General features: G+C 36.5%; 22 protein-coding genes, 1 tRNA gene and 1 pseudogene. 2 read left to right on the top strand and 22 right to left on the bottom strand.

Annotated features, from left to right (window positions below):
* The first annotated feature begins 260 nt into the window (after positions 1–260).
* The gene (locus tag HCB49_RS14460; RefSeq protein ID WP_185605016.1) at positions 261–770 is read left to right on the top strand and encodes a TM2 domain-containing protein; all 510 of its coding nucleotides are present in this window, start codon (positions 261–263) and stop codon (positions 768–770) included.
* A 37-nt stretch (positions 771–807) separates the two neighbouring features.
* Here the strand turns inward: HCB49_RS14460 and HCB49_RS11500 are convergent, their stop codons facing one another.
* The 5 genes and pseudogenes from HCB49_RS11500 to HCB49_RS11480 all read right to left on the bottom strand — a co-directional run bounded on the left by HCB49_RS11500 (position 808) and on the right by HCB49_RS11480 (position 4,676).
* Positions 808–1,134 carry a hypothetical protein gene (locus tag HCB49_RS11500; RefSeq protein WP_185605015.1) on the bottom strand — a complete coding sequence of 109 codons (327 nt, stop codon included), beginning with the start codon at positions 1,132–1,134 and terminating at the stop codon, positions 808–810.
* A gap of 284 nt (positions 1,135–1,418) precedes the next feature.
* A complete protein-coding gene (locus HCB49_RS11495) occupies positions 1,419–1,742 on the bottom strand; it encodes a hypothetical protein (protein WP_185605014.1) in 324 nt (107 codons plus the stop codon).
* Positions 1,743–2,348: 606 nt separating this feature from the next.
* Positions 2,349–3,374, bottom strand: a pseudogene (locus HCB49_RS11490) (LXG domain-containing protein); the annotation flags it as partial.
* Between the two features lie 186 nt (positions 3,375–3,560).
* Positions 3,561–3,633 (bottom strand) — tRNA-Lys (locus tag HCB49_RS11485).
* Positions 3,634–3,719: 86 nt separating this feature from the next.
* Positions 3,720–4,676 (bottom strand): 2-hydroxyacid dehydrogenase family protein, encoded by a 957-nt coding sequence (locus HCB49_RS11480; protein ID WP_185605013.1) that lies wholly within the window; start codon positions 4,674–4,676, stop codon positions 3,720–3,722.
* Positions 4,677–4,806: 130 nt separating this feature from the next.
* Between HCB49_RS11480 and HCB49_RS11475 the strand changes: the two genes are divergently transcribed.
* A complete protein-coding gene (locus HCB49_RS11475) occupies positions 4,807–5,445 on the top strand; it encodes a pentapeptide repeat-containing protein (protein WP_185480567.1) in 639 nt (212 codons plus the stop codon).
* Between the two features lie 21 nt (positions 5,446–5,466).
* Here HCB49_RS11475 and HCB49_RS11470 read toward each other — a convergent pair whose 3' ends face one another.
* From HCB49_RS11470 to essC, 17 genes are all read right to left on the bottom strand, one after another.
* Positions 5,467–6,519: a bifunctional transcriptional activator/DNA repair enzyme AdaA gene (locus HCB49_RS11470; protein ID WP_185605012.1), complete on the bottom strand. Its 1,053-nt coding sequence runs from the start codon at positions 6,517–6,519 to the stop codon at positions 5,467–5,469.
* Positions 6,516–7,289, bottom strand: coding sequence for an isocitrate lyase/PEP mutase family protein (locus HCB49_RS11465; RefSeq protein ID WP_185605011.1), 774 nt, complete (start codon positions 7,287–7,289; stop codon positions 6,516–6,518). Before HCB49_RS11465 ends, HCB49_RS11470 begins: the two co-directional genes overlap by 4 nt.
* Before the next feature lie 126 nt (positions 7,290–7,415).
* Positions 7,416–8,285: a DUF1672 family protein gene (locus HCB49_RS11460; protein ID WP_185605010.1), complete on the bottom strand. Its 870-nt coding sequence runs from the start codon at positions 8,283–8,285 to the stop codon at positions 7,416–7,418.
* A gap of 426 nt (positions 8,286–8,711) precedes the next feature.
* Positions 8,712–9,137 (bottom strand): hypothetical protein, encoded by a 426-nt coding sequence (locus tag HCB49_RS11455; RefSeq protein WP_185605009.1) that lies wholly within the window; start codon positions 9,135–9,137, stop codon positions 8,712–8,714.
* A gap of 2 nt (positions 9,138–9,139) precedes the next feature.
* Positions 9,140–9,595 (bottom strand): hypothetical protein, encoded by a 456-nt coding sequence (locus tag HCB49_RS11450; protein ID WP_185605008.1) that lies wholly within the window; start codon positions 9,593–9,595, stop codon positions 9,140–9,142.
* Positions 9,596–9,767: 172 nt separating this feature from the next.
* The gene (locus tag HCB49_RS11445) at positions 9,768–10,325 is read right to left on the bottom strand and encodes a hypothetical protein (RefSeq protein ID WP_185605007.1); all 558 of its coding nucleotides are present in this window, start codon (positions 10,323–10,325) and stop codon (positions 9,768–9,770) included.
* Positions 10,326–10,341: 16 nt separating this feature from the next.
* Positions 10,342–11,349, bottom strand: a complete 1,008-nt coding sequence (locus HCB49_RS14360) for a hypothetical protein (RefSeq protein ID WP_260479527.1) — start codon at positions 11,347–11,349, stop codon at positions 10,342–10,344.
* 72 nt (positions 11,350–11,421) lie between these two features.
* Positions 11,422–12,093, bottom strand: coding sequence for a hypothetical protein (locus tag HCB49_RS11435; RefSeq protein WP_185605006.1), 672 nt, complete (start codon positions 12,091–12,093; stop codon positions 11,422–11,424).
* A gap of 524 nt (positions 12,094–12,617) precedes the next feature.
* Entirely contained in the window at positions 12,618–13,058 is a 441-nt protein-coding gene (locus tag HCB49_RS11430) for a DUF5381 family protein (protein ID WP_009924108.1), read from the bottom strand.
* Positions 13,059–13,091: 33 nt separating this feature from the next.
* Positions 13,092–13,427, bottom strand: a complete 336-nt coding sequence (locus HCB49_RS11425; protein ID WP_185605005.1) for a hypothetical protein — start codon at positions 13,425–13,427, stop codon at positions 13,092–13,094.
* Positions 13,428–13,529: 102 nt separating this feature from the next.
* On the bottom strand, positions 13,530–14,495 hold the full coding sequence (locus HCB49_RS11420; protein WP_185605004.1) for a hypothetical protein: 966 nt from the start codon (positions 14,493–14,495) through the stop codon (positions 13,530–13,532).
* Positions 14,492–14,806 carry a toxin B gene (locus HCB49_RS11415; RefSeq protein WP_185399314.1) on the bottom strand — a complete coding sequence of 105 codons (315 nt, stop codon included), beginning with the start codon at positions 14,804–14,806 and terminating at the stop codon, positions 14,492–14,494. The genes HCB49_RS11420 and HCB49_RS11415 overlap by 4 nt, the downstream gene beginning before the upstream one ends.
* Positions 14,807–14,816: 10 nt before the next feature.
* Positions 14,817–15,461 carry a hypothetical protein gene (locus HCB49_RS11410; RefSeq protein WP_185605003.1) on the bottom strand — a complete coding sequence of 215 codons (645 nt, stop codon included), beginning with the start codon at positions 15,459–15,461 and terminating at the stop codon, positions 14,817–14,819.
* An 18-nt stretch (positions 15,462–15,479) separates the two neighbouring features.
* A complete protein-coding gene (locus HCB49_RS11405) occupies positions 15,480–15,788 on the bottom strand; it encodes a hypothetical protein (RefSeq protein ID WP_185605002.1) in 309 nt (102 codons plus the stop codon).
* Between the two features lie 11 nt (positions 15,789–15,799).
* Complete coding sequence (locus tag HCB49_RS11400) at positions 15,800–16,234, bottom strand: hypothetical protein (protein WP_185605001.1); 435 nt, start codon at positions 16,232–16,234, stop codon at positions 15,800–15,802.
* The gene (locus HCB49_RS11395; protein WP_185605000.1) at positions 16,224–16,541 is read right to left on the bottom strand and encodes a DUF4176 domain-containing protein; all 318 of its coding nucleotides are present in this window, start codon (positions 16,539–16,541) and stop codon (positions 16,224–16,226) included. The genes HCB49_RS11400 and HCB49_RS11395 overlap by 11 nt, the downstream gene beginning before the upstream one ends.
* Before the next feature lie 5 nt (positions 16,542–16,546).
* The gene (gene essC / locus HCB49_RS11390) at positions 16,547–21,043 is read right to left on the bottom strand and encodes a type VII secretion protein EssC (protein WP_185604999.1); all 4,497 of its coding nucleotides are present in this window, start codon (positions 21,041–21,043) and stop codon (positions 16,547–16,549) included.

Raw genomic sequence — 21,043 nt, 5'->3', positions numbered from 1 at the left:
CCGGCTTCAATTTTCGCTTTTAATCGTAGTCCATTCGTTCTATTAAACAATGTAAACTACTGAAATAGGAAAATTTGGTTTTTTAAAGGTAGTTTGCCATTCTTTATTTTATTACAAAAACAAAGAAAAATTGCAAATAAATTTTCTTTAAAACCCGCTTTTCTCAGGCGTTTTATGGTACTATAAAGGAGTAAATTTTTCTCATTTTATAATAAAAAAGACTATTTACAACAGCATATAGAAAAAAGGAGAGAAGGAACATGGCAAAAGTCATTAAAATTGAAGATAATTCAGCGATAGTACTAAAAGATAACGGGGAAACAATCGATGTTTCATTGACTTGTTTTACATTTAGTCCTGACACTGGAGATGAAGTGGAAGTTTATAAACACGGAGAAGAATTAATTGTTAATAAAAAAACGGAGAAATCAACTGAAAATCCTAATATCAATATCGTTAACAATAACTCCCAAAATCAAGATCAGGCCCAAGAGCAAGCTCAGACTCAGACACAAACTCAAACAGTTGTAACAGAAATCCGCTTTTCCCAAAAAGATGAAGGAAAATTAGTTAATAAATGGGTTTATGTTGCCTTAGCACTTCTACTTGGGACATTCGGCGCCCATAAATTCTTAGCAGGAAAAAATGGTCAAGGCGTTCTTTACGTAGTATTTTGCTGGACTGGTATTCCTTCAATTGTATCGTTTATAGAAGGAATTGTGGCTATATTTAAAAAAGCGGACGCTAATAATGAGATTCTTATTCAATAATATAGAGAAAGACAACCTATTAGCTAGGTTGTCTTTTTTAGGCGCTCTTTCTGTTATGTAGCAATTTTGCTAGGTGAAAAATAAGACTTAAAATGATGAAAATAAGCACAAAGCTTCCTATTAAATTGAACCATTGGATGCTTATACCTTCATTCCCGGTGAAAAACGTCTCTGTAAACTTATTTTTCTCCTCTGTTATCGTCATTACAGTTAGCCATTTTAAAGGCGCTCCGTATACATATTCATATAAGCTCACCATACTTCCATCAGCTATCCCAAATATTGGAGGGACCACAAATAGCGCAGTAATTAATAAAATCGATGATACAAATGCTCGATTAACTATCCATTGAATTTTCTTCATTTTTTCTCCTGTCGATAATAAATGGAGATTATATTCTTTTTTTGATATTAGCACCTATACACTACTATCATCTGTTCTCAGAATTTGCATGGTATGCTCAAATGTGTACTCCTGATTTTCGAAAATCAATTTATTATTTATATGATTTATCTTCGTCATAAGCTTTTTCCTCATCTTTGTGTTTGAATCTTTCTGCAACCTATATCAGCCCAGCAATATCAATATCCTAACCTCTGAAAAAAGTTTTATATTCTTTTGCGTGTAGTTCACTCAGTCTACTTCTCTCATGAAAAGACACCTTCAGCTAATTTTTTCTCATCTTCATCTAAAGAGTTATAAAACGTATTTAAATTAAGTTCATTTAATGTAGCGATTGCTACTATTCTCATTGTTAAAACTCCTAAACCTTTAGATGATATTTCATTCTTGCTTGACGCGATTTCAGTTACTTTCATTATAATTCCATTTGTCTTTATTTTTTTATAGGCAATTTCATGAAGCGTATTATACACGACCGTTATACTATTATGACTTAAATATCTTAATAAATCCGCTTCCTCATAATTGCCTTCTCGTAGTTTCCGCTCAATTTTCATAGCACTTTCCAATTAAAATCCTCCTCAAAATCCAAAAATAATTTGGTTCCGTTCTTTAATATAATTTTCAAATAACTGGTTTGCTAACTTTTTATTCCCCATTTTTTCCGCTATTTTAATTTCCCTCATGTAAGCATTAAATTCTAATTTTAGACGATTCTTTGTTTGGAAATTGAATTTTGCTCCTGGGAATCCATTTGCTAAATCATCTATGTAATGTTGTTCTTCATGCATCAAAGCGCTATAAGAAGATTTTGCATCTATATTTACTTGAGGCTTTCTAAAATCAGTTTTAGGGGCATATCCCATAGTCCCATTATTCTTTATTACTACTTCAACCTCGTTATTTATAAAATTTTCAATAGTTTGGTCCCATTCTTTCGGATGAGAGTTTTTACCTGGTCCAAGTATCTTCTTCGCTGGATCCGATTCATATGCATTAAATACATAAGACTTTTTACCAATTGGCTTTAATAGACTGCGCCAATCTTCATAACCAAGTCTTGCTTCTACACTCTTGCCCGCAGCTACATCATCCCAGAATTTTTCATATCTCGTTACATCAGAAACACTCATATCTCCAAATATTGATGACCTATTTGCTTTTGGTTGTTTATAGCGTATCGCAGCCGTACTCAACCCAAGCCCCAGCACAACATCCGCTAACCCACTCTTATCTATATATCCTTTCCCAGCTTCAACATATGCTGAGGTAGATAAAACGCCACCTGTTAAGCCATCATACTTATTACCATTAAGATAATAAACACCATCTCGCCAAGCTTTATTGATTTTCTTATTCAAGTCTTCATTAGTAATAATCGAATAATCTTCTGGGTTAAGATATTTTCCGTTTTTTTCTAAATAAGCTTTAAGTTCGGCATTCTCCACTCCCAAGCCATCTCGCTCTAATAACCACATGACTTGTTCTTTTCCATTACTATCTAAATATACCACTGCAAGCACTGTGTAGTCTTGTAGTTCTTTTATAATATCTTCTTTTATTCCTCGTGCTTTATTTAATGCTTGTTGCATGCGGCTCACTGTAGCTTGATTCAGCTTACTTAGATCGTAAGTGCCTGTTTGGCTATTGAACTGGATATTAGACTGGAGTTCGCGGATGGTCTGCTGAACGGCTTGAACTAAATCAATCAAATGGTCAAAAAAGCTAGCGTGGCTTTGTTCAAATGACAAATATTTCTCGAGAATGTTTTCCTGTTTATAGGCAATAGCTAACTGGGAACGGTAATTCTGCATTTGTCCTTCTGTTCCACTATTCATTCGCTGTGCTAAAGCTTCTTTTTTGCTTTCTATTCGGTCAATCATTTTACCCAGTTCATATAAACCGTCCGCATCGATTTTGGCATCTGGTGAACTATCGACTTGAGCATGGAAATCTTGGATATACTGCTGCAATCTTTCTTCACTTTCGTCCATGGCTTCGATTATTGCATCACAGAGAGGGAAATAAGTCATTTGATAATAATTTTTCGATGCATCAACTGCTTTTCCTTTTAAACTATTATCTCCCACATACTTTGTCACGGCCGTTTTGATAGATTGGATGGTTTTTCTTCCTGATTCATTAGCTGTGCGCAATTGAAACACAAAGGCTTGTATTTCTCCGATGTCAATTCGACTCACTGTAGCAACTCCTTTTGTATATCATGTAGTTGATTTAATATGGACTATATTCATTTTTCATCATATGTACTATGTAATTGATAAAATTTTAAAAAGAAAGCGACTGATTATTTAAATAATTAACATTCCAGCTATAAAAACGACAAAACACCAACGACTTTAACAGTCACTGGTGTTTGTTTTTTATGGGTTGTGAGGGTTTCGAACCCCCGACCCGCTGATTAAGAGTCAGCTGCTCTACCAACTGAGCTAACAACCCGATGTCGTATTCCGACAAAAAATATTATACCATAATTTAGCGGAAAACACAGCCACAGCAACTCGCCATGGCTATATTTATCCGTATCAATACACGGAATGTAACGGTTCTCCGCCTGCCAAAACTGCTTCCACATTGGCGATAGCGATTTTGCCCATTTCTGTACGGGTTTCCACGGTTGCGTTGCCGATGTGTGGTGTTAAAACGACATTATCTAGCTTGCCTAGCTCTGCGCCAATTTTTGGTTCGAACTCAAAGACATCAAGTGCGGCGCCAGCAATAACACCTGTTTTTAACGCATGAATTAGTGCCGCTTCCTCCACAACAGGACCACGGGCAGCATTAATCAAAAATGCACTTGACTTCATTGTTTTTAAGGTTGTTTCGTTCAATAAATGTTTCAAGCTTGGATTATATGCCGCGTGGATCGTCACGACATCGCTCCGCTGCAATAGTTCTTCTTGGCTCACAAACTCAGCGTTCCACTCTTTTGCAGCTTCTTTCGGATTGTGCCCTGAATAAATAATTTTCATTCCAAAAGCAGTGGCACGTTTCGCGACCGCCTGACCAATTCTTCCTAAACCAATGATTCCAAGCGTTTTTCCGCTTAACTCTGTTCCTAAAAAGAACGTTGGCGCCCAACCTTTAAATTGCTCGGGGGTTTCGCGGCATAATCGGTCGCCTTCTGAAATTCTCCGTGCTACGTCCAAAATCAATCCCAGCGTCAGTTCAGCCGTCGCTTCCGTTGATACATCTGGTGTATTCGTCACCGCAATGCCCAACTCCTGCGCTTTTTTCACATCGATATTATCAAAACCCGCGCCAATATTTGCCACGATTTTTAGATTTTTTGCTGATTCTAATACTTTTGCTGTGATTGGTGAAGAAAGTGGGCATATGATTGCGTCCACTTCGGCTGTATTTTTTAACAGCTCATCTTCTATAATATTTTCTTCACCCGTATAGGCGTTAACATCCCATTTCCCAAGAGTTTCCATCGTTTCTGGTAGTAATTTTCCTGCTACAAACACGCTCGCTGTCATCTCGCTCACTCCTCCAGTGCCATTTTCATTCTAAATTCATTGTAATCCGTTTTTTACGAAAGGTAAACGATTTTCCGCTCCATTTCCTGACAAAATACGGTATAATGAAAGCGGAAGTGAGGTCCAAATAATGAAAAAAATTACTGCGCCGCGGATTCCTGATGAGGATTTGACGGTTTATCCAAATGATACATATTTTATTGAAGATGTTGGTGAAGTTAGTGAGCAGATTTTTAGAAAAACGACGCTTACTGGGGAAATTTTCGAACATTTTCATTTAGAAACAATTATTTTTGATGGGTGTGTGTTCGATTCGGTTTCTCTTGTAAGCGCGAATTTGACTGATGTTGTTTTTAAAAATTGCGATTTATCGAATTTAGATTTGATGGGTGCGGTTATTCACCGGGTTCGTTTTGAAAATTGTAAATTAATTGGCGTGAATTTCAGCGATGCTACGCTTAGAAATTGTACTTTTGTTGATTGTTACGCGGATTATGTTGCCTTTCGTTATGCCAATTTGAAATGGGTCGCGTTTGAAGCCGGCGCATATACGAATAGTGATTTTAGTGGTGCGCAGCTAGTTGATACGTATTTGGAACGGCTTGATTTGAATAAGGCGCAGTTTTTGAATTGTGCTCTTAGTGGGGTTGATCTTAGTACTTGTATTTTTGAGTCTATCACTGCGATGCCGCAAGATTTAAAAGGTGTGAGCATTGATTTTTCTCAAGCGCCTGCCTTGATGCCGTTGTTTGGGATTCGGGTGAAATAATAGAAAAAAGATGGTTCCGCGTTACTTTGGAACCATCTTTTCATGTTTAATAAGCCATTCTTTGCGTGCCAAGCCGCCACCGTAGCCGCCTAATGCTCCGTTAGTATTGATCACACGGTGACATGGGACGATAAGCGATAATTGGTTGGTGCCGTTTGCTCTTGCTACAGCTCGACTTGCGGTTGGCCGCCCTAATTTTTCCGCCAGACCTTTGTAAGAAATCGTCTCGCCTATTGGAATTCGACGCAGCTCATCCCAGACACTTTGCTGAAAATCCGAGCCAATGCAGCGAATTGGTGTTTGAAAATCAACTAACTCGCCATTAAAATATAGCGCTAGTTCTTCTTCAATTTGTTTAATTACAGCCGTTTTTTCAGGTGTGATAGCTGCGTTTAAGCGCATTCGTAATTTTTTAATTTCTGTTTCAAGTCCTTTTCGATCAACAAATTCTAAAAGAAGTAAACTATCATCGTCGGAAATCGCGAGCATCGAGCCAAGTTTAGTTTCAAGCCAAGCAGAATGCAGAATAGTGATATCTTTTGATTTATGCGGTACATTCCCCATCGTTTTCGAAAAAGCATCCCGAAACCCGTTCCCAGACTCATAACCACTATCAATTTGCGCATTAATAATCGAATCACCATTCCGAATATGCTTAAAAGCAAGACCGAGCCGCCGCGACCGCGCATACTCAATAAAAGTCATCCCAAATTGCTTCTTAAACTGGCGCCGCGCCGTATTAGCACTTATTGATAATTCATCAAAATCTTTATCGGTCCACTTTTTCTCCGGATCTTTCTCAATTGCATCAACAAGCAACTTCACAGCAGGAGACATTTTCGTCGGATTGGAAAGAGGTTCACATCGCTTACAAGGCCGGTAAGATGCAAGTAGCGCCTCCTTAGCCGTACTAAAAAACTCACAATTTTCTTTCAAAGGCTTCTTCGCTGGACACGTTGGGCGACAAAGTATCCCCGTCGTTTTCACCCCAACAAAAAAGACCCCTTCATAATTCGAATTTTTCTCCACTAACATATCATAATATTTATCAATATCCCGCTGATTCGTTATCACAAGGCTTCCCCTCCCGCAAAAATCCGCTCTACTTCCTGCTGAATCGCTAAATTGGCCCGAAAAAAGCTAAACGGTCCATAGCTGATTCTTTTTACACCCATTTCTTGTAATTCTGCGCTTGAGAGCATCCCATCCATCATCATGACGTTAACGGGAAGTGGTGATTTTTCTACAAAAGCACGAATTAATTTTGGCGATAACAGCCCTGGAATGAAAATAGCATCCGCCCCAGCCTCTTTGTATGCCTCCGCCCTGTTAATCGCTTCTCCCGTCAAGTCTTCCGTTTCTTCGCGCCCTTGGAAAAAGACATCTGTCCGCGCATTGACAAAAATATCCGTACTCATTTTCGCCGCCGTTTCTTTGATTGTCTTGATTTTATCACATTGCTCCTCCACACTGCATAGCATAGGATTTGCAGAGCCAATCAGCTGATCTTCCAAGTTCACACCGCAAACCCCAATCGTCAGTAACCGCTCAATATTCTGAGCCAGTTCCTCCAAATCATTGGCATAACCACTTTCAATATCCACCGTCAGCGGTAGACTCACATTCAGAGCGATACGCGTGATAACGAGGAGCATCTCATCAAAAGTTAAATGCTCCCCGTCCACTACGCCAAGTGATTCTGCAATTGCATAACTGCTTGTCGCTATTACTGGTGCTCCGCCTTGTTGGATAGCTTTGGCAGATGCGACGTCCCAGCAGTTGTAGAGGATTAGTGGGGTGGGTAGTTCGTGTAGGGATTTTAATTTATTAAAGTTTTTTGTCATTGGTTTCAACTCCATTTGTTAGGATGGAGTTAGTATAGCAGGTGAGGGGATTGAGGGTACCAGGAAAATTAACATGGATGTTTTTAAAGCAAGACAGGTTTGAGGATATTCTTGTCGTTCGTGATTTCATTTAATTATGTTATCTACGTCCACATTTTCACCATCTGGCAAGCCTACTCGATTAAGAATAAGATTTTTATATACTGTAAGCATATAGTTTCCCTTAGGTAATCCGTTTTCTTGTTTAAGTCTCTCTGCCAAGTTATCTGCTATCTTTTGCTCAGGGAGTTTATCTTCTTTAGAATAAAATTCCATTGGGATTGATAAAATGTTTCCCTCCGGATCATCTTTTGCAAATAATAATTTTAATTCATCTGTGGCAATTCTTTGATTTTCTATATATGCTTGATAAACACTTGGAAAACTTAATGATGATGCTGCAATAAAGTAGTGATTACTTGTATATCCTGAAGATGATGTTTTTTCAATTGCTTCATCTCTCAATCCCAATAAGTTATTTTCTTTAGCTAATTTCTCAGTGAACGTATCTAAATTACGGAATTCTGTTTCATAAGCTTTGGCATATAAACCACTGACAATTGCTTGCTCTACCTCTCCATTACTACTCCTCGCAGACCATTCACCCTTTTTATTAATCGATTCCCCCACTATGACCGAAGTATGAAATTGAATAAGCTCCTCGCATTCCACCATAACAATCGCTGCATTTCGAGCCGGTACCACATTATTTACTTTTACATTTGTTTTATATTTAGTCTTCACATATTCTATGGCTTTTTGTTTAATCTCTTCTTCATTCTGTTTCACTCGTTCTGCCGATTTATTCCCGTCAACAAATGAAAACCCTTGCCCTACATAATCTTGCACAGGCGTGGTTCCTTTTTGGGCTTTTTCTTCCGCTGTTTGCTCATTCATATTGAAACATCCGGATAGTAAGAATAAGGTTGCTGATAAACTTAGGATGATTTTTTTCATTTTGTCTCCTGTCTATGTTCTATATTGTAGTATTGAATAAACCATAACTCTTGATGAACGCTAAGTAGCCTAAGATTCTCGCACTCATCTTAGACTACTTGTTCCCGCACATAATTAGTTTTTATTCTCTCTTTGGAATTTGTTGTACAATCTTGCCAGTCCCTTGTTCCCGCAATAACTTATGATGCTTAAAAACACAATTCTCGCGACAATACCGTCCATGTCGCTTGTGATTTTAGCGTTGATTTTTCTCCCAAGAATGCTTATCAATTTTTTATCTACTTCCGTTTTTACTTTTCGGATTCTCAGGTTCTCCAGCATTTCTTTCTATACAATAAAAAGCAATATTACCTCACATTTTAAATTGTACAATTTGTCACAAGATCCTCTTTAAAATAATGGCAAAACTACCTCTCCAAACATTTTTCACTCACCTTTTGAAATCCGCTTAAAGTATTCCGCCGAGTTTTGTTGAGTTTCTACTTCTGTTGGCGCTTTCCATCTAATTTCATCTCTTCTTTTTTCATTACTTAAACTAATCAAAAATAAAATTCCCGCTAAAATACTCATCATCGAAATAAAAAATGGAATTTGAATTATATACAACTGATTTGAAGCCGCACCTGGTAAAACTAACAATATCCCACCTACTATAAACCAGCACACTGCTATTATTTTTTTTCTACTCATCAGTCCTATTATTCCTGTAACAACTAATATAATTCCTAAAAACACAATCCACGTCACAACGCTATCCATATCTCTTGTTATCCCGTCATTCATAGACTTACCAAATACAATAGCCAGCAATATGCCTTCCACGATTGTTATTATTCCTCCTAAAACCCGCACGCTTACCCCTCCCCATCTTCCGCTAATAAATTAGTATAAGTTAGTTCTGACTTAACTTCATATTCCGTACTTTTCAAAGTCATTTCAGCTAATTTACTGTTATTAGGAAAACGACAAAATTCTACAATTCCTTCATTAGGCAAAATTTCTCCATATTTTTCTGTTTGTAATAAGAACTTTCCTTCTAAACTTTCACCGGTATGAAGCGTTAGTTCTATTTCTAATTGAACATCAGCTATACTAGTTGTACTGTTATTTAAAAGAATTATGGTTTGATCTATAAACTCATCTTTAATATAGACTGGTCCCTTAACTAACATAATCTTTTCTTGCAATTCCAACTGGATTGCGTTAACATTCTGCTCGTATTCTTGTAAAACAGCTTGATTTTCCTTTGTTAAAAATTGTGCTTTTATATCCGCATCTTCATACATGTATTTTGGCCAATTTAGTTTCATTATAGCTCCTTTCTTATTCTGTAAATGATTATTCTTTCATTTTTGAATTTGTTATTCCAGGTGTAATATTTCGTTATTTTAAATGGGATAGCTTGATTAGGATTGAGAACATCATCTTCTTCAATTTCCCTAAAACACTCTTATAAACTATATTTTTAACTTAATCTACTAATTATTTGATATCCGCATTAGTAACTTCCCATTCGAATGTATAATCTTTGGGAGTTATTCCTTTAGTTATCCCTTCTTCATCTGGAATTGCTACTTTAAATGGCACTGCCTCATTTGGTTTCACTACGCCATAGTCTTCTTTAGAAAGAAACACTCGTTCATTGTTATAAATTACATTTTGGGTCAATTTATTGGTAATTGTAAAATACATTTCAACATTTGATAGTTCATTATTTGATCGATTTTCTAGAACTTGAAAAAAAGCATATTTTGAAGGTTTTCCTCCGTCAATACTCACTATTTCAACTACATTCATTCCCAATTCGCCCTCTGCGGTAGTGCTCTTTTCTGTAACGAATTTTTGTGCATCTTCTATTGCTTTTTGGTCGCCTTCCTGTGTTACCCCATCCTTTATGAGCACTGGTGGCGTTATTACTTGGACAGTATTCTTTTTGGAACTTTCTTTTTGTTCAATTTCTACATTGCTACTTGTTTGCCCACAGCCTACTAGAACTATCATGGCAACCAGTAACATCGATAATACTACTTTATAATTCATAATACTCCTCCTCTATTTAAAATTTAAGCCTTTTATCAATTACATCATATGTGTTTGCAGAAATACCCGCTCCAATCAAACCTGTGCCGAGTTTAAATGATATACCATTAGCCATTGTTATTTTTGCTTCTGCTCCTGCTGTTAATACCGATAAATTAACTTTCACACTAAACCCAGTATCCCTCCCATGCCAATCAAGAATAGTTCCGGACGCTTCTACTCCAGAAACATGAGCTCCCACTGAAATACCTTGAGTTGATGTGTTAGCGTTTATTTCTATGTTTCCCGTCTCAACTTTATTAAGTTTAAGCTTTTGCACCGCTTTATCTTCATTAAAATTATTTGGAAATTCTATACCCAGCGCACTAAAATTAACAGCCGCTCCAAATCCTACCTCTTTCTTAGGTAATTTCCAGTCCTCTGGTGCGACTATATTTCCCTTTTTATCTACACCAAAATCAAATCCTGCTGTAACTACTTTAGATACATTTACTCCTGGAATTGTAAATTGAATTTCGCCTTTATCCTTTACTTCATCCTGAGGCATAAGCTTCAAATTCCCATCCTCACCTCGGACTAGACAAACCTTGGCGTCTTTTGCAAGTAAACTTTCATCACTTCTCCATGTTCCGTCGCTTCTTTGCTTTAATACAATCCATTGCGCATATGCAATGAGTATATCTAGCTGCTCTTTTGATACGGTATTTCCATACTTATCTTTAATTCTTTTTGCAATTTCTCCCTCTCCTAACATGGAATTACTGTAAACATCAAATATATCTCTTACTACCTGTTCCTGAACAGTACTAATTTTATACATTTCTGCTCGTAATGTTTTCATTTCGCTATTGTAACTAGCACTATTTATTTTATCCCCTTGTAAAAATGAACCATATTTACCTAATAATGAATTAAGTTTTATAAATTCATTTTTACGTTCCATAAATTTGCTATAAAGTGTTTTATCTGCGAAAAAATAAAATTCTTTAGCTACTTGTTTAGTTTCTCCTTTATTCTGCTTCACTCGTTTTACCGACTTACCCTGCCTATTAATGAATACCTTGATCTATATAATCTTGAACAGTGTGATTCCTTTTTAAGTTTTTTCTTTGGCTGTTTGTTCCTTTACATTAACTGCTTTATATTGAATATCCTTTATCTTAACCTTTATATCTTTAATGTTAATTTTTTGAGGCTCCGCATTTTCCTCATTTTTCGGATCGTCTTCTGAGAAAACTAAAATAATTGGTATACCCTCGTTTGGCTGGAATTTTCCTGTTTTTGCTTTTGTAAGTTCTGGAACTTTATCATCCGAAAAAACTTTTCCTGACATTGGCTTATTCATTATTTCAGCTTTGAAGCTAAGGTCTTCAATATTTGTGTCAGTTCCATTCACAAGAATTGCAGAACATGTAAGACTGCTCCATGCCGGCTCATAATAGCAAAAATCACCTAATAGAATTGTAACTGAGTTATTAGTAATTAGTTGCTCTGTCTGGTCATACTTCTTTTTATCTTGCTCATACACTTCTAACGTTTCATCATTTAAATAATCTGCTTCTGGCGGCAACTTCACTGTTATAAGCTGTTCATGCTGGGGCTTCCCTTCATTACTCTCTATCTTTACTTCTTTTCCTTCTTCTTCAACGTTTTTAGTCTGTTCCTCTGTATCTGTCTTTTCAGCGTCTCCATTTCCGCATCCCGTTAAAATTAAAGTGGTGGCAATCATTGTTACTCCTAACCCTTTTAACCAATTTCTAGTTTTCATATTGTAACCTCTTATCTTTTGTGTCTTATTCAGTTGATTTTGATACTGTTAATTCGTGTTTCCCTTCATTACTTTAGAAAATCTCACTACGCTTCTTGTTCACATTTGAACTTATAATTATATATGTATAATTTTTTAGTTTTCTTTGTTTTCAACCAAAAAACATTCTTTTCAAACCTCAAAATCCTTATGTACATTAAGTAGCCTAAGATAAATTTTTCATCTTAGACTACCCAATTTACTTTATATCTCTACACAGTCAGAGTTTAAAATCTGGTGAAGCGATTTTATTCCGTTTCGATTAATTTTCGGATTAAACTCCATCTCTTTTTCTATATTTTTTATGAAAAGCCATATATCTCCAATCGTCAACCGAGTTTTTATCTTTATACTTGTTCTTTTTACCAGTCCCATATTTCTATAATAATTTGTGTTGCTAAAAAACCATGGACGCTCGCTTACCGTTCATATCGTTCATGGTTCTAGCATATCATTTACCACTGTTTCTTAAACCTTGCAATTAATCATTCATATTTGTTTTTTAAATAACCTATTTGTTTGATTAATTCTGTGGCAGAACGTTCTATTTCTTTTGTATTTATATTATATTTGTGAATTCCGCCATTCTTCCGTACATATACAGTCAGATATACGGCGCCCCAGTCTCTACGCAAGGCTACTTTTTCAATTTCATTCCACTTAAAGCGTTTACTCCATCCCTCAATACCATCTTGATCCACTTTAAGCAGTGGCTTACCCGAAAAAAAATGCTTAGCTACAGTAAAATAAGTTGGTGCCACGATAACTAAAAGGATTATTCCACAAGCACCTAGTAATAACGATTCTTTTACTTTAAATAAAATAAAAATTCCAAATAATAATATAGGCAAGGTATAAAGCAATTTAATAATTGTTTTCCCTTTATTTTGCTGAATTATAATCTCTGAAATTTCATTTGAATTCATTTTATTGAGTCCCTTTCGAATTGGATTTATATACTATACCTCTGTTTTAATGACGCCTTTTTCTAATAATATTTCTCGATCTTTCTCTGTTTCCGGTTCCCACCCGTTATTCATCTTCCCGCGGATAAACCATGTATTATAATTGGATTCAAAGAGTAAAGTTACCATAGCCATGATAGCTGCTCCGATATCTCCAGCATAATTCAAAGCAATGAAGAGTCCCGCTCCATCTAATATTGCATATAGAACGAAGAATTTAATGTCTCCTCGGAGTAAAGGGCCAAAGAACGAAAGAAATACACAGGTCCAGCAAGAACCAACTTTTGTTGTAATCACATTTCCATCACTGGATTTTAAATTAATATACATTTTTTCCTCCTTTTGTTTGTACCGCACATGGTGAAGTTGATAGTAATCTCATATAGATACTGCTGTCATTTTTATTAGGTAAAAAATCTTATATTTTAACTGTTAACTTGCTTGATAATTACCTACAGTATATTCTAATTTTAAATCTTGAATTTTCATCCATCCTTTAGATATACCGTTTCTTTCCCATTCCTCTCTCTTTGCTTCTGTCTTTCTCTTCTTAACATATTCAACAGTCGGATCAATAATTTTATCTGCAGCAACGGAAATAACGGCGCCTGCGATAGCCCCTTTAACACCACTTACACCAAAACCAGCTAATGCCGTAGTAGCTAATTTCCCAACAGCAAAATCCGCACCTTTTTTTATTGCTATCCCGGTTAAATCTCCTGCAAGTCGAGAGGAATCTTTGCTATTTCCATAACTGTTAAAACTTTTTAGCGTGTCTGAGATGAGGTAAGCTGTTGAAATATATTTGGTTGGTGTGGTCATTGATTTAGTATTGCCAATTTTTATTTTATCCGCTTTACTTCCATATAATTCACTTATATTTTTATTTTCACCTTGATATTCAACAGTGTCATTAATTAATTTCATGTAGGTACTATCTATTAATGTGTCAACCAATGTATCTTTAATATCTTTTAAGGCGCCTGTTACATTGTCTGATACAAACATTTTACTCAGACCCGGCAAATTCGAAAGATTTTTATAAGCCACGGCTTTCACATTACCCATTAATTCTTTATAACCTGCAGAATTAGGATTTCTAAACTCGGAAACTTGCTGTGCATACAATACCTCTACACCCATAAACAATTCTTCTATAACTGAATTAGATTTAGCGAGATTTGTGTTTACAAATTTCTCATATTCTATAAGTCTTTGGTTATTCTTCTCTATTCGTCCCCTCTGTTCAACGACATCTTGATCTTTATCACATAAACTATTATTTTTCAGTGCTTTTAATAGCTCTTCTGTTTCTTGCGTATACCTACCTGCTGCAATTTTCAGCTCAAGACTAATATTTTGAGCTTCGGCGATATTGAATTTTATTTTTCCGCTCATTTAGTCCTCTCCATTCCATAGTTAAAGGTCTGCCCTAACTGACCATCAAGTTCTTTATAACTTTCCCCTAACGCCTTAACTTTTTCATGATTCTTTGTAATGAACACACCAAATTCCTTTTCTAAATCATTCATTAATTCTGTTATATAATTTTTTATTTCGTCGCAAGCAATACCTGAAAAATTACTTGCTAAGTTCTCTCTAACTGCCAGTAACGCTACAGAAACTTCTTTCTGGGCATCAATGTAATTTGTTACATTGTTTTCAACATTCTTCAAAAAAATGGGATTGATTTTAATTTCTCTACTCATTTTGTCACCCCTAATCTACAGTATTATATTGAATTTTTTTAATATGGACTTTTAGACTATTAGTATCGATTTTCTTACCCTCTTTATCAGCGCCTGTTGCGTTTTCCTCTGGAAACGATAGAACTATTGGAACACCAGTATTAGGTTGGAGATCTCCTATCTGGGTTTTTGCGAGTTCTTGGACTGTACTATCTAAAAACACCTTCCCAGATATTACATTATTATTAGCCTCTATACTAATTTGAAAACTGAGATCTTTTACCCTTGTTTTTGTTCCATTAACAATTATAAAAGAACAATCTAATGATCCCCATATTGGATCATAGTAACCATAATCTCCTACTAATAATGTAATCGAATCATTAGTAATTAGTTGATTTGTCTGGTCATACTTCTTTTTATCTTTCTCATACACTTCTAACGTTTCATCATTTAAATAATCTGCTTCTGGTGGTAATTTCACTGTAATAAGTTGTTCATGCTGCGGCTTCCCTTCATTACTCTCAATTTTAACTTTTTCCCCATCTTCTTCAACACTTTTAGTCTGTTCCACTGTATCTGTTTTTTCGGTATCCCCGTTTTCACATCCCGTTAAAAATAAAGTGGAGACAATCATTGTTATGCCTATTCCTTTTAACCAATTTCTACTTTTCATAGTTTAACCTCTTTCTTTTTAAACACCTTTACCTACCGCATTCGCTGCTGTCTTATCAATTTCTTCTATACTTTTACAATAGTCGGCTATCACTTCTTTTAAGTTTCTAATTACTAAACTGTATTGTTCCCCATAGCTTACTAGCACTAATAGGCTCTCTGATAAAGCATCTGCGGCTTCGCCACTAATCTCCTGAGTACCTACTATAGTGCCCATTTTCTTATTGATATTATCAAAATTGTCTAGACTTGAAATTAGTTTATCTAATTTAGGATTAATACTTCCTTTATCCATTTTCACTGTTTTATCTGGCATTGGACTTACCATATTTCATCCTCCTATTTTAGGAAATTATTTTGCCGAAACTCTTTTATTAAACGTGTTTTTACACTGCCATCACATGATAAGTAGCTTAACTGATTTAATCGTTCATTATACTTTTGTTTAAATTTAATTGGGTCGATTTCTGCGATACGCCATGTATAGCTCCTATTACTCTGATATTCTGCTTTATATGCTGCTTCAATTCGTTTGATGCGATCAGTAATTTTTTCATCAATTTCTCTTGCATATTCTGTTGTTTCTTTGATTTTCTTTCTAACTGCTTCATTTAATTTTCTATAAGCATCCTCTGTTTTTGCATTTGACCAGGCACTTGCAAAATCATGTTTTTGTCTACATAATAACTCTTCTTCATTTTCCATCATTTCTAATTTTCCGGACAAATCAACCTTCAACTCAATTAAAACTCGTACACGTTCATCATAATTCAAGCATCTCATCCTCCTCTTCTGGAGAAACACCAAATTCTTCTTTCTGCCATTCTCTCATTCTCTTCACCAAGACTACCTCATCATCATCTACAAAACCTCTAAACTTCACATCTGTTATATCTTCTGCATTAAATGCTAAAATATTGTCGTCCTTTGTCCCTTCTGGATAAACTACACCTCCATAATCAAAAAATTCTTTTTCTTCATCTCCCTGAATTGTAATTAATCTACTCGTAATCATAACTTTCTTCAGGCTTTCTTTTAAATAAACAACGCTTCCAATAGGTAATATTTCTTTTGTTAGCATTTTCCTTACACCTCTTCTTCATATTTTGCAATTTTTATTTTTTGCCACTCTTGACCTGCTATTACATAACCTTCCTCAGGCAATAATTCTTGCTCTCTATAAATATTAAATGAGAAGGAGAATGGGCTTGAATTTGATAGTCGATCAAAGAATATATAGTTTCTTTGAGCTTGAACAGCTTTATTCAAATCACCATATCCTTTAAATGCTTGAATCGAACCACTTAAAATTAGATAGCAACCATATGTTTTTCCATTGTTAATCATATCTATTAGAGTTTTTTGATCTTCTTCATCAAGAGCTTTTAGTAAGATATCATAATCTCCCACAAAAACAACTATATCTTTTAACCCTTGAATCATGGCAGTTACGCCTAAATTATCCCCTGCTTTTCGAAGTTCATCTGCTTTTTCAGTTCTGGATTGATAAATAGAGAGTACTTTTTTCATATTCTGTTTCAAATCCTCTGTGTTGTTACTGTACAAATTGGCTTTAGTAGACATTTCCACTAAATCAAAATTCGCTGTATCACTAATTAATAGGGAAATATTTGGATTTTGTACAAGAGAATTAGCTACATTTTTATTTATGCTTACTAAGTTTCGTCCAATTGCATCTGCAATAATTAGTACTCCGGTTTGCTTGTAATCAATGCCCACTGGTTTTACGTATTCAAAATCAACTCCGATAGGTATATTTCCATTTGCAACGACCTCTTTTGTTTCCATCCATTCACAAAAATCAGCTAGTTTAATTTTTTCTGGAATCATTGGTACGCTCTCCGGAAGTTCTCCTTGCCAACCGTCTCTCATTAATTTCGCTTCATTTCGAATACCTTCAATCTGTTGAATTGTTTCTTCTCCTTGCGATGGTAACATCGTTTGAAATGTTGTAACTGTTTCTAATTTCACAAGCGCCCTTCCTGGATACTCTTCAAGTGGTGTATCCGTTCGACCAACAGTTGATGATATATCATTTTTGTCAATTAGATATAAGGCAATCATTTGTTTAATATTAGTAGCCATATGTGTTCTCAAACTCATATGCCTTGATGCGCTTATAATCATAAGCATTCCAATGGATGCACCTTCACGAGTAATTTGAGTAATGATTTTTTCAAAATCATCTCCTAAGCCTGCGTCTTTTACAGCGTCATAATTATCTAAAACAATAATAATATTAGGTAGCTCTTTTCCACTTGCTCTTTCATACTGCTCTATGTTCGCAACACGATATTGGCTAAGAAGCTTCTTCCTTATTTTTATTTCATTTACGCAGATTCGTAAAAATTTCTGTATTTTTTCAACTTCATCCACCATCATTGTATCAGCAATATGTGGCAGATCTACTAGCGGCAGCAATCCATTCGTCCCAAAATCCAACAAATAAACATGCAATTGCTCTGGATTATGTTGACGCGCTAAATCCATCACTAAACTTTGCAAGAAGGTGGATTTCCCAAATCCTGGGCTTGAGAATACAGCCACGTGTCCATCTTTTGTTAAATCTAGTGTTAGTGGGACTTGTGCTTGTAATTCAGGTTGATCCAGTAAACCAATTGTTGCTTGAAGTGGTTTTTTCGGTTCTTTCCAGGCTTCTTCAAAATTGACTGGATGTAAGTCTTGGGCGAAGATCCGCTCAGGTAGAGGCGGCAACCAAGGTCTCGGCAGCGCCTCAATCCCAGAAGCTTCCGTATACTCATGAATATGATCAATAACCGCGTCCAGCTCACTCGGCAATTTCGTCAAATCATCCTTCTTATCTAATCCGCTCAAATCCTCTGTCAAAATATCGTATTGACCCAAGTCATTAATCGCATAAATGGTCGTATCAATATAATCCGTGCTTTCCTTATCGGGCACGTAATCTGCGCCACTCCAAGCACTTTGGAACAGTTCGTAAATCTCGTTATTACCAACTTGCAAGTACGAACGACCTGGTAGTGTGATTTCTGCTGCGTCTGGTGTTTTCAAAATTTCGTTTGAATCGCTGGCGTTTTGTACTTTTAGGGCTAGTTTGAATTTGGAGTTGGACCAGATTTGGTCATCCACGACGCCGCTTGGTTTTTGGGTTGCTAGGATTAAATGGATACCTAGGGAACGACCGATACGTGCTGTTGAAACGAGTTCTTTCATGAATTCTGGTTGTTCTGATTTCAACTCGGCGAACTCATCTGAAATAAGGAATAAATGCGGCATTGGTTCGGTCGCTTTTCCTTGTTTGTATAGTTTTTGGTATTGGTTGATGTGGTTGACATCGTGCTCGCCAAATAACCGTTGCCTTTTTTGCAATTCGGCTTTGATGGAAGCTAGTGCACGCATCGATTGCGCGCCGTCCAAGTTTGTAATTGTTCCAAGTAAATGTGGCATATTTTTAAATAAGTTCGCCATTCCCCCGCCTTTATAGTCAATCAGCAAGAATGCGACTTCATATGGGTGGAAATTGACACCAAGTGAGATAATGTACGACTGAATGATTTCTGATTTACCAGAACCAGTTGTTCCGGCTACCAAACCATGCGGCCCGTGAGCTTTTTCATGTAAATTCAGTTGAACGATATCGTCTTTTCCGCGCAAACCAAGTGGTACAGCAAGGCTCTTATAGGTTTCATTTTTCGCCCAGCGGCCGGCAATATTTAGCTCTTCAACGCGCTCCACACCATACATTTCAAGGAAAGTAACGGATTCAGGAATCGAGTTTTTTAAGTTTTGTAGATGATTCAACGGCGCAAGAGCCCGGCTGATTACTTCTTTGTCAAAATCTGCTGGCAAATGGTCTGGGACGAACGCTCGGTTTACAAGGTCGCCTTGCTCCAAAATAATGTTCCCGCTCTTCGCATCACGAATATCCACGACCGTTTTCACGTGTTCTGGCAAGCTCTCCATTACGTCCTGTACGAACACTAAAGAAACACCTAGTTCGCTTGGATCTTCATTGAAGAATTCCATAACTGTGTGATCGAGTACTAATTTTTCGTCGGTAATTAAAACCACATAATGTGGCGTGAAATATAATTTTTCTTGTTTGCTTGCTTGTTCAGTAAGCGCTTGTTTACGCTCTTTTAAAATTTGGTAAAGCGAGTTCAATACTTGGTCGCGCGAACGTTCATGGTAAACAAATCCACGTACATTCACATCACGCATATTCGCATGCGGCAACCAGCGCATCCAGTCCCAATCCGCTTTTTCTTCTTCTGGGAAAATGGTAATAAATTGCAAATCGTAATAACTATGGAAAAGGGAAGTTTGCATTACTAACATTTGAAGTTGCTCTAATACAAGACGGCGCGGCCCAATGTAACCAACTGGTCCATGCATTAAATCTGTCGCTACTGGAACTTCATTGATAGATAAATATTGCCCTTTAATCTTCACAGCTTCTTCGACAAGTTCATCTTTTTCTTGGCTGAACTCTTCTTGCTGGAATTCCACGGAAAAGCTACTTGCTTCATCGCCGCGGCCAACTCGGAAAGTCAGGAAATCGTGGTGGAACATTGTTTTTTCATAAATACGTGAATCTACTCGTAGCGCCATTTTTTCAAGTTCCACTGCATCTGGATAGTGATACGTTAAGGCGTGGCGTTGTTTTTCACTTGTTTCATGTAGTTCTTTTGTTTTGCGTTTTAAATACAAATCATAGCTTTCCACTCGTTGTTTCGAGTCGATTTTGTATTTTTTGCGTGATTTTACGTAGTTAATAATCGCCATTGTGATTGTCACAGCTGACATTGCGATGGTCATGATAATATAAAGTCCACGCGGTTGGAAAATGGAAATCATTACCGTAATCGCAACCATGATTAGTGGTGGTAAAATAATTTTAATTAAGCCATCTGTTGGTTTTGAGGGCTTGCTTGACGGTTTCGCCATGCTGATTTTTTCTTCTGGTGCACGGTAAATAATCCGCGGTGAACGGTGGTAATCTGGATAGTCTTCGCCAAAAGAATTATCCGCAGCAAATAAAGGCGCTAATTTGCTCGTCACGCGATTTTTCACAGCTTGTACGCTGATATCTTCTTTTCCGATTGTAATCGTCACACCGTCCGTATAAAGCTGGTCACCCGGCTCTAACGTGCAATCTTCCGTCACTAAAGAAAAGTTATGATAAATTTCGCCATTTAATACTTGTAGTTTAAACAAATCTTCCTTCGCACTACGTAAAAGTAAAAAGTCCGATTTTGTATCATCTATTGTGATATCATTTTCCGTTCCGGCACCAAATGCCACAGAAATATTCGTTACGACATCATATACTTGCGTGTGCAAATCTTGGCACAGGTAAAATGCTAAATTGTCTATGTTCACAGCTTGGTTTGTTTGAAGCGCAGTTGCTCCAGCATTCCAAGATCCTTCACTACACTTAACTTCAATCGTTTCAGCCAGTTCCGGATAAGTGATTTCGTGTTCGATTGTATTACCAATTGTCACGACTCTTTCAGGGGACAAGTGGTGTTTATGACATTGCTGCCCGTTACTAACAATTAATAAAGCCTCTCTATTCAT

Source organism: Listeria cossartiae subsp. cayugensis (assembly GCF_014229095.1).
Classification (GTDB): Bacteria; Bacillota; Bacilli; order Lactobacillales; family Listeriaceae; genus Listeria; species Listeria cayugensis.
This window is presented reverse-complemented; position numbering and strand designations above follow the sequence as displayed.

Bases quoted from the DNA above. Each gene is read 5' to 3' on its own strand.
- HCB49_RS14460 (WP_185605016.1), top strand. From the start codon at position 261: ATGGCAAAAGTCATTAAAATTGAAGATAATTCAGCGATAGTACTAAAA.
- HCB49_RS11500 (WP_185605015.1), bottom strand. From the start codon at position 1,134: ATGAAGAAAATTCAATGGATAGTTAATCGAGCATTTGTATCATCGATT.
- HCB49_RS11480 (WP_185605013.1), bottom strand. From the start codon at position 4,676: ATGACAGCGAGCGTGTTTGTAGCAGGAAAATTACTACCAGAAACGATG.
- HCB49_RS11475 (WP_185480567.1), top strand. From the start codon at position 4,807: ATGAAAAAAATTACTGCGCCGCGGATTCCTGATGAGGATTTGACGGTT.
- HCB49_RS11465 (WP_185605011.1), bottom strand. From the start codon at position 7,289: ATGACAAAAAACTTTAATAAATTAAAATCCCTACACGAACTACCCACC.
- HCB49_RS11460 (WP_185605010.1), bottom strand. From the start codon at position 8,285: ATGAAAAAAATCATCCTAAGTTTATCAGCAACCTTATTCTTACTATCC.
- HCB49_RS11450 (WP_185605008.1), bottom strand. From the start codon at position 9,595: ATGAAACTAAATTGGCCAAAATACATGTATGAAGATGCGGATATAAAA.
- HCB49_RS11445 (WP_185605007.1), bottom strand. From the start codon at position 10,325: ATGAATTATAAAGTAGTATTATCGATGTTACTGGTTGCCATGATAGTT.
- HCB49_RS11435 (WP_185605006.1), bottom strand. From the start codon at position 12,093: ATGAAAACTAGAAATTGGTTAAAAGGGTTAGGAGTAACAATGATTGCC.
- HCB49_RS11430 (WP_009924108.1), bottom strand. From the start codon at position 13,058: ATGAATTCAAATGAAATTTCAGAGATTATAATTCAGCAAAATAAAGGG.
- HCB49_RS11425 (WP_185605005.1), bottom strand. From the start codon at position 13,427: ATGTATATTAATTTAAAATCCAGTGATGGAAATGTGATTACAACAAAA.
- HCB49_RS11420 (WP_185605004.1), bottom strand. From the start codon at position 14,495: ATGAGCGGAAAAATAAAATTCAATATCGCCGAAGCTCAAAATATTAGT.
- HCB49_RS11415 (WP_185399314.1), bottom strand. From the start codon at position 14,806: ATGAGTAGAGAAATTAAAATCAATCCCATTTTTTTGAAGAATGTTGAA.
- HCB49_RS11410 (WP_185605003.1), bottom strand. From the start codon at position 15,461: ATGAAAAGTAGAAATTGGTTAAAAGGAATAGGCATAACAATGATTGTC.
- HCB49_RS11405 (WP_185605002.1), bottom strand. From the start codon at position 15,788: ATGGTAAGTCCAATGCCAGATAAAACAGTGAAAATGGATAAAGGAAGT.
- HCB49_RS11395 (WP_185605000.1), bottom strand. From the start codon at position 16,541: ATGCTAACAAAAGAAATATTACCTATTGGAAGCGTTGTTTATTTAAAA.
- essC (WP_185604999.1), bottom strand. From the start codon at position 21,043: ATGAATAGAGAGGCTTTATTAATTGTTAGTAACGGGCAGCAATGTCAT.